This is a genomic window from Endozoicomonas sp. YOMI1 (assembly GCF_024606345.1).
Lineage (GTDB): Bacteria > Pseudomonadota > Gammaproteobacteria > Pseudomonadales > Endozoicomonadaceae > Endozoicomonas.
The window spans coordinates 1-7,263 of record NZ_JAHHPM010000134.1 but is presented as its reverse complement, the minus strand read 5'-3'; the positions used below and the strand labels follow the sequence as shown (position 1 = coordinate 7,263).

6 protein-coding genes are annotated in these 7,263 nt (G+C 51.1%); 1 reads left to right on the top strand and 5 read right to left on the bottom strand.

Annotated elements, in window-relative coordinates; all coding sequences use genetic code 11:
• Positions 1-647: 647 nt before the first annotated feature.
• From tuf to rpsL, 4 genes are all read right to left on the bottom strand, one after another.
• A complete protein-coding gene (gene tuf / locus KDK15_RS04830) occupies positions 648-1,841 on the bottom strand; it encodes an elongation factor Tu (protein WP_257294232.1) in 1,194 nt (397 codons plus the stop codon).
• A 154-nt stretch (positions 1,842-1,995) separates the two neighbouring features.
• Positions 1,996-4,098 carry an elongation factor G gene (fusA, locus tag KDK15_RS04825; RefSeq protein WP_257294231.1) on the bottom strand — a complete coding sequence of 701 codons (2,103 nt, stop codon included), beginning with the start codon at positions 4,096-4,098 and terminating at the stop codon, positions 1,996-1,998.
• A gap of 18 nt (positions 4,099-4,116) precedes the next feature.
• Positions 4,117-4,587: a 30S ribosomal protein S7 gene (rpsG, locus tag KDK15_RS04820; protein WP_101748087.1), complete on the bottom strand. Its 471-nt coding sequence runs from the start codon at positions 4,585-4,587 to the stop codon at positions 4,117-4,119.
• Positions 4,588-4,750: 163 nt separating this feature from the next.
• A complete protein-coding gene (gene rpsL / locus KDK15_RS04815; protein ID WP_257294230.1) occupies positions 4,751-5,125 on the bottom strand; it encodes a 30S ribosomal protein S12 in 375 nt (124 codons plus the stop codon).
• 490 nt (positions 5,126-5,615) lie between these two features.
• Here rpsL and glpX point away from each other — a divergent pair, with 490 nt between their 5' ends.
• Positions 5,616-6,626, top strand: coding sequence for a class II fructose-bisphosphatase (gene glpX, locus KDK15_RS04810; protein WP_257294229.1), 1,011 nt, complete (start codon positions 5,616-5,618; stop codon positions 6,624-6,626).
• A 61-nt stretch (positions 6,627-6,687) separates the two neighbouring features.
• Here the strand turns inward: glpX and KDK15_RS04805 are convergent, their stop codons facing one another.
• A complete protein-coding gene (locus KDK15_RS04805) occupies positions 6,688-7,068 on the bottom strand; it encodes a hypothetical protein (protein ID WP_257294228.1) in 381 nt (126 codons plus the stop codon).
• Positions 7,069-7,263 lie beyond the last annotated feature (195 nt).

Below are 7,263 nucleotides of genomic sequence, written 5' to 3'. Positions count from 1 at the left end.
AGAGCACGAAGGGAAAGAAAATCTCTTCTTTGTGCTCTTCGTGACCTTCGTGGTTTCGTCTTTAACTTCCCGAAGAAGGGAGTAGGCGCTAAATGTCCACCTTAAGAATATTGCTTACCGGCCGGTTAGTGTTTTATGTAAAAGAAAATCGTTAATTTCGACCATCGTTTTAGCAATTATTCAAATGTAAAATTCTATTACCAACAATCACAAGGATTGTCTAATGGATAACGTAAGCGCTCTATCTCCGACGAAAAAACTGAATGCTGTGGTTGCTGGCGAAAACCCGGCTCACTGGGTTCGTGTTTAATTCCCGGTAAAGTTATGGGCGAGCAGCACTTAGCCTTTGCTTTAAACGTTAAGTAAGAAGGCAGTAAGCCGATTACTTTACTCCGCTGTCATTCCACAGGGATTGTGCGGAACCCATCTTGCGGGGATAGCCAACTGCCAGCGCGTTCACATCCAAGTGAGATGGGTCCTGTACAATCCCTGTACAGGATGACAACGGAGGAAGTTATTTCAGGACAGTTCCTTACCTGCCCTTTGAACTTCTGGCTTCACCTATTTTTCCAGCCCCAAAACGAGAAACCCCGGCTTAGGCCGGGGTTTCTATGGGGTTCGGGAATAAATTTTCAAAAGAAAATGTATTACTCCATGATTTTGGCAACGACGCCAGCACCAACAGTACGGCCACCTTCACGGATCGCGAAGCGCAGACCTTCTTCCATCGCTACCGGGTTGATCAGGGTAGCAACGAAGTTGATGTTGTCACCAGGCATGACCATTTCAACGCCTTCGTTCAGTTCTACCGCACCGGTTACGTCAGTAGTACGGAAGTAGAACTGTGGACGGTAGCCCTTGAAGAATGGCGTGTGACGACCACCTTCTTCTTTGGACAGGATGTACACTTCAGCTTCGAACTTGGTGTGAGGAGTAACAGTGCCTGGCTTGATCAGACACTGACCACGCTCAACGTCTTCACGCTTGGTACCACGCAGCAGGGCACCGATGTTCTCACCGGCACGACCTTCGTCCAGCAGCTTACGGAACATTTCAACACCAGTAACAGTCGTCTTGGTCGTCTCTTTGATACCAATGATTTCTACTTCGTTACCCACGTTGATGATTCCACGCTCAACACGGCCAGTTACTACAGTACCACGACCAGCGATGGAGAAGACGTCTTCGATTGGCATCAGGAATGGCTGATCGATTGCACGCTCCGGCTCCGGGATGTACTCGTCCAGAGTTTCTACCAGCTTACGTACAGCAGAAGTACCCATTTCGTTGGTGTCTTCGCCGTTCAGGGCCATCAGGGCAGAACCGATGATGATTGGCGTGTCGTCACCCGGGAAGTCGTAGGTGTCCAGAAGTTCACGAACTTCCATCTCGACCAGTTCCAGCAGCTCTTCGTCGTCAACCATGTCGGCTTTGTTCAGGAATACCACGATGTAGGGTACACCTACCTGACGGGACAGCAGGATGTGCTCACGGGTCTGTGGCATGGGGCCATCAGCAGCGGAACAAACCAGGATAGCGCCGTCCATCTGGGCAGCACCGGTGATCATGTTCTTAACGTAATCAGCGTGTCCCGGGCAGTCTACGTGCGCGTAGTGACGGTTTGGAGAGTCGTACTCTACGTGTGCAGTAGAGATGGTGATACCACGCTCACGCTCTTCTGGAGCGTTGTCGATCTGGTCAAACGCACGCATGGTGCCGCCCCAGATTTCAGCACATACACGAGTCAGTGCGGCAGTCAGAGTGGTTTTACCGTGGTCAACGTGACCGATGGTGCCGACGTTTACGTGCGGCTTCGAGCGTTCAAATTTTTCCTTAGCCATATCTCTTAACCTTTAGCTGTAGATAGTTCGAGGGTAGCAATGTCAAGCAGGGCATTCTAACAGCCATTTTCACCGGAAAGAATTTCTCATGATAAAAAAACATAAAAAATCCTGTTATTCCGGGAAACAGACGGTTAGAACCCCTGATTTAATATCAACCCTGGTTTTTGATGACCGCTTCTGCAATGCTGGCGGGCGCTTCGGCATACTCATGGAATTCCATGGAGTATGTAGCACGCCCCTGAGTTGCTGAACGCAGATCGGTAGCGTAGCCGAACATTTCACCCAGCGGCACCTGAGCATTAATCACCTTGCCAGAAGGCGTATCTTCCATTCCCTGAACAATACCACGACGGCGGTTCAGGTCGCCCATAACGTCACCCATGTAGTCTTCCGGTGTTACCACCTCGACCTTCATCATAGGCTCCATCAGGACAGGCCTGGCCTGAGGCGCGTATTTCTTCAGAGCTTGCGAAGCAGCGATTTTAAACGCCATTTCGTTAGAGTCAACATCGTGGAAGGAACCATCGTACAGACGAGCTTTCAGACCCAGCAGTGGGTAGCCGGCGATAACGCCGTTCTTCATCTGTTCTTCGATACCTTTCTGGATAGCCGGGATGTATTCCTTGGGAATCACTCCACCCACGATTTCGTTAATGAATTCCAGACCTTCCTCACCGTAGCCAGCTGGCGAGAATTCAACCACAACGTGACCGTACTGACCGCGACCACCCGACTGCTTGGCAAATTTGTGGTTAGCGTCAACAGAGCCTTTCAGCTTCTCACGGTAGGCAACCTGTGGCTTACCAATGTTCGCTTCTACCTTGAACTCGCGACGCATACGGTCAACGATGATGTCCAGATGCAGCTCACCCATACCGGAGATGATGGTCTGGCCACTTTCTTCATCAGTGTGTACGCGGAAAGATGGATCTTCCTGAGCCAGTTTGCCCAGAGCGATACCCATTTTTTCCTGGTCAGCCTTGGTCTTGGGCTCAACCGCAACAGAGATTACCGGCTCCGGGAACTCCATACGCTCCAGAGTGATAATGCTGTCCATGGCACACAGAGTGTCACCCGTGGTGACATCTTTCATGCCGATCAGCGCTACGATGTCACCAGCGACACACTCTTTCAGCTCTTCACGGTTGTTTGCGTGCATCTGTACCATACGGCCAACACGTTCTTTCTTGTGCTTGACCGGGTTGTATACCGTGTCACCAGAGTTCAGGACACCGGAGTAGTTACGGACGAAGGTCAGAGTACCCACGAACGGGTCAGTGGCAATCTTGAACGCCAGGGCAGAAAAAGGCGCAGTGTCATCCGCTTCACGGGTAGCAACAGTGCCTCCTGCGTCGTCCAGAATACCTTCGATCGCCTTAACTTCTTTTGGCGAAGGCATCAGCTCGATAACGGCGTCCAGAACAGCCTGTACCCCCTTGTTCTTAAAGGCAGAGCCGCCGAACACCGGGATAATTTCATTGGCCAGGGTACGGGCACGGATACCGGCCTTGATCTCTTCTTCTGACAGATCACCCTCTTCCAGGTATTTTTCCATCAGTTCTTCAGTGGCTTCAGCGGCAGCTTCTACCATGTACTCACGCATTTCTGCGCACAGCGCTTCCATGTCGGCAGGAATGTCTTCGTAAGTGAAGCTCATACCCTGGTCTGCTTCGTTCCAGATGATGGATTTCATCTTCACGAGGTCAACCACGCCTTTAAACTCGTCTTCGGAGCCAATGGTCATCTGCATTGGCACAGCGTTGGCATTCAGACGGTCACGCAGCTGGCTGATAACCATTTCGAAATCAGCACCGGTACGGTCCATCTTGTTGACGAAGACCATACGGGGAACTTCGTACTTGTCAGCCTGACGCCATACGGTTTCAGTCTGGGGCTGAACACCGGAAGAACCACACAGTACGACGACAGCACCGTCGAGTACACGCAGGGAACGCTCTACCTCGATGGTAAAGTCAACGTGTCCCGGAGTGTCGATGATATTGATACGGTGCTCGTCAAACTGAGCATCCATACCACGCCAGAAACAGGTAGTAGCAGCAGAAGTAATGGTGATACCACGCTCCTGCTCCTGCTCCATCCAGTCCATGGTGGCAGCACCATCATGAACTTCACCGATTTTATGGCTCAGACCGGTGTAAAACAGAACACGTTCTGTGGTCGTTGTCTTACCCGCGTCAACATGGGCACAGATACCAATGTTGCGATAGCGGTTAATCGGGGTTTTACGGGCCACGACTCAATCCTCTGATACTTAGAAACGGTAGTGGGAGAATGCCTTGTTGGCTTCAGCCATGCGATGCACGTCTTCACGCTTCTTAACGGCAGCGCCCTTGCTTTCGGCAGCGTCCAGCAGCTCTCCAGCCAGGCGGAGTTTCATGGACTTTTCACCGCGCTTGCGCGCAGCGTCTACCAGCCAGCGCATGGCCAGGGCAGTACGACGGGCAGGACGAACTTCAACCGGTACCTGATAAGTGGCACCACCAACACGGCGAGACTTAACCTCTACCATAGGAGCGATGGTTTCCAGAGCTTTCTCGAACAGCTCCAGAGGCTCCTTATTGGTACGCTCCAGAACGATGTCCAGGGCACCATATACGATTTTTTCAGCGACAGATTTCTTACCGCTGACCATCACGTGGTTGATGAATTTAGTGAGTGTTTTGTTGCCAAACTTAGGATCTGGCAGCACGTCGCGCTTAGCGACTACGCGTCTTCTTGGCATTGATAAGCCCTCTACGTCGGTCTTCAGGTAATCCAGGATCAATCAGTGGCATTCTCTGTACAAAAAAGTTGTACGAAAAAGCAGTGACCTGGCCTTACTCTCATCAACCTGATTATTAAATAAATTCTTACCTGGCTTGACACTAGTCTCTGGCAACCAGTGTCTAGCCCTTAGGTCTCTTGGTACCGTACTTGGAACGGCCCTTCTTACGATCGTTAACACCCTGGGTATCCAGGCTACCGCGAACGGTATGGTAACGAACACCTGGCAAGTCTTTTACACGACCGCCACGGATCAGAACAACACTGTGCTCTTGCAGGTTGTGACCTTCACCACCGATGTAGGAAGTCACTTCAAAGCCGTTGGTCAAACGCACACGACATACTTTACGCAGCGCAGAGTTAGGCTTTTTAGGGGTAGTGGTATAAACACGGGTGCAAACCCCGCGACGCTGAGGACAGGCCTGCAGCGCAGGCACGTCCGTCTTTTTAACCTTACGCTTCCGGGGCTTGCGCACCAGCTGGTTAATTGTTGCCATTCAGCAAACTCCAATCTCTATTCGAGAACCGTTTCTAAGTGTTGAGTCTGAACCGTCAGAGGAAAGAGCAGTCCAAACTCCTGCTTTAAACAGCAAAAGCCGGCAGAAACCGGCTTATGCGACCCGATCCACGACTAACTCACAAGAAGCGAACCACGGGCAAAATAAAGCGCAGAAATTTTACGGATCGACAAAAGCAACGTCAAGTAGGGGATTCAGCCATATAAGGCGAGAAATATCCCATAGTCTGGCAAAGAAGCCTGGTTAACAGGGGATTCTTACTGAATCAAGGAGGGTTAACAAAAGACCTGAAAGATGATTTACGGGCAAAAAGTTAACACAAGCAGGCCAGAAAAAACAGATAACCCAATGATTTATCTATACTCTTCAACAAATCACCATTTCCGGCAATCACTTACCCGGAAAACTGATAAGCATTGCCAGATATGCTAAAGTCCCCACCCCACACACCTTCAAAGTTTAAAACTCAATGAAACGCGAACTGGCAATCGAATTTTCCCGGGTCACCGAAGTCGCCGCCCTGGCAGGTTATAAATGGCTTGGACGAGGTGATAAAAATGCCGCTGACGGCGCCGCCGTCGAAGCCATGCGCACCATGCTGAATAAAGTCGATATGCATGGTGAGATTGTGATCGGTGAAGGTGAAATCGACGAAGCACCCATGCTTTATATTGGTGAAAAAGTCGGCACCGGCAATGGCGAAAGCATTGATATTGCTGTTGACCCCATTGAAGGCACCCGCATGACGGCCATGGGCCAGAATAACGCCATTGCCGTTCTGGCTGCCGGTGAAAAAGGTTCCTTTCTGAAAGCGCCGGACATGTATATGGAGAAGCTGGTCTGTGGACCAGGCGCCAAAGGCGTGATCGACCTGAACCTGGGACTGCGCGAGAATATCCGGAATATCGCCCGCGCCCTGCACAAGCCCATCGAAAGCCTGGTGGTCATCACCCTCGCCAAACCACGCCATGATGCCGCCATTGCCATGATGCAGAGCATGGGTGTCCGCGTATTTGCCATTCCTGACGGCGATGTTGCTGCTTCTATTCTTACCTGCATGCACGACAGCGAAGTTGACCTGATGTACTGCGTGGGCGGAGCACCGGAAGGCGTGGTTTCAGCGGCCGTTATCCGGGCACTGGGCGGTGATATGCACGGCCGCCTGGTAACCCGTGACAAGGCCAAGGGTGAAACGCCGGAAAATATTGCGGCTGCCCGACTGGAAGCGGAACGCTGCCGGGAAATGAGGGTCGAACCGGGTAAAGTACTGCGCCTTGATGAGATGGCCAGTTCCGATAACGTGGTCTTTTCAGCCACCGGCATCACCAAGGGTGATTTGCTCCGGGGCATTATGCGCACAGGCAATATCGCTACTACCGAAACCCTGGTGGTTCGCGGTAAATCCCGAACCATCCGCCGCATCCAGTCCACTCATTACCTGGATCGAAAGGATGATGATATTAAGAACATCATTCTTTAACCCACAAGTCAGGCCTGAATTAGCCGGTGGCGGATGTCAAACAGCACTTTGCGAACATTATCTATCCGGTCCAGTAGCACTGATCTTTGGGCAAATCAAGCAAATCACAAACGGAGGGGCAATCCGGGTTATTCGTAAAACCAAAATCCCTGAACTCTTCCAAACAGGCAGCCCTAAAAAGAGAGTGTTGGCAGGCAGCCTTTAAACTGTAACCCAGAGTGGCCAGATTCATTACCAGCGTAACCTTTGTGCGCCTTGATGGGCTTCCGCCTTCCAGAACGCATTGCGTCAGGCTCAGGAAGGTACCAAGGCCTCCGGAAATGGCCGCCACTTCATAATCCAGCCATTTTGGCTGAGGGAAACCGAAAAGCGAACCTTCATTGGTGACCATCGTTTTCAGGCCAAACAACGCAAGATGTGCTGCTAAATCACCAACATTCATTATGATAGTTCCGTTTTGACTAAATAAATTGCTCGCTAGACACTGGATAGACACTTGGAATTAATGAAAAGTTCCAGGAGATTCGTGCGCTTGCCACACCGCGAAGCACCTCCAAACCTTCACTTTGTTGGTGAGTACTAACCCGGATATTTCATAAACTGCCCCGAATCTCGCGCACGACCACATGGATGTGGG

Coding starts and splice junctions, on each gene's coding strand:
- KDK15_RS04805 (WP_257294228.1), bottom strand. CDS start 7,068: ATGAATGTTGGTGATTTAGCAGCACATCTTGCGTTGTTTGGCCTGAAA.
- tuf (WP_257294232.1), bottom strand. CDS start 1,841: ATGGCTAAGGAAAAATTTGAACGCTCGAAGCCGCACGTAAACGTCGGC.
- rpsG (WP_101748087.1), bottom strand. CDS start 4,587: ATGCCAAGAAGACGCGTAGTCGCTAAGCGCGACGTGCTGCCAGATCCT.
- rpsL (WP_257294230.1), bottom strand. CDS start 5,125: ATGGCAACAATTAACCAGCTGGTGCGCAAGCCCCGGAAGCGTAAGGTT.
- glpX (WP_257294229.1), top strand. CDS start 5,616: ATGAAACGCGAACTGGCAATCGAATTTTCCCGGGTCACCGAAGTCGCC.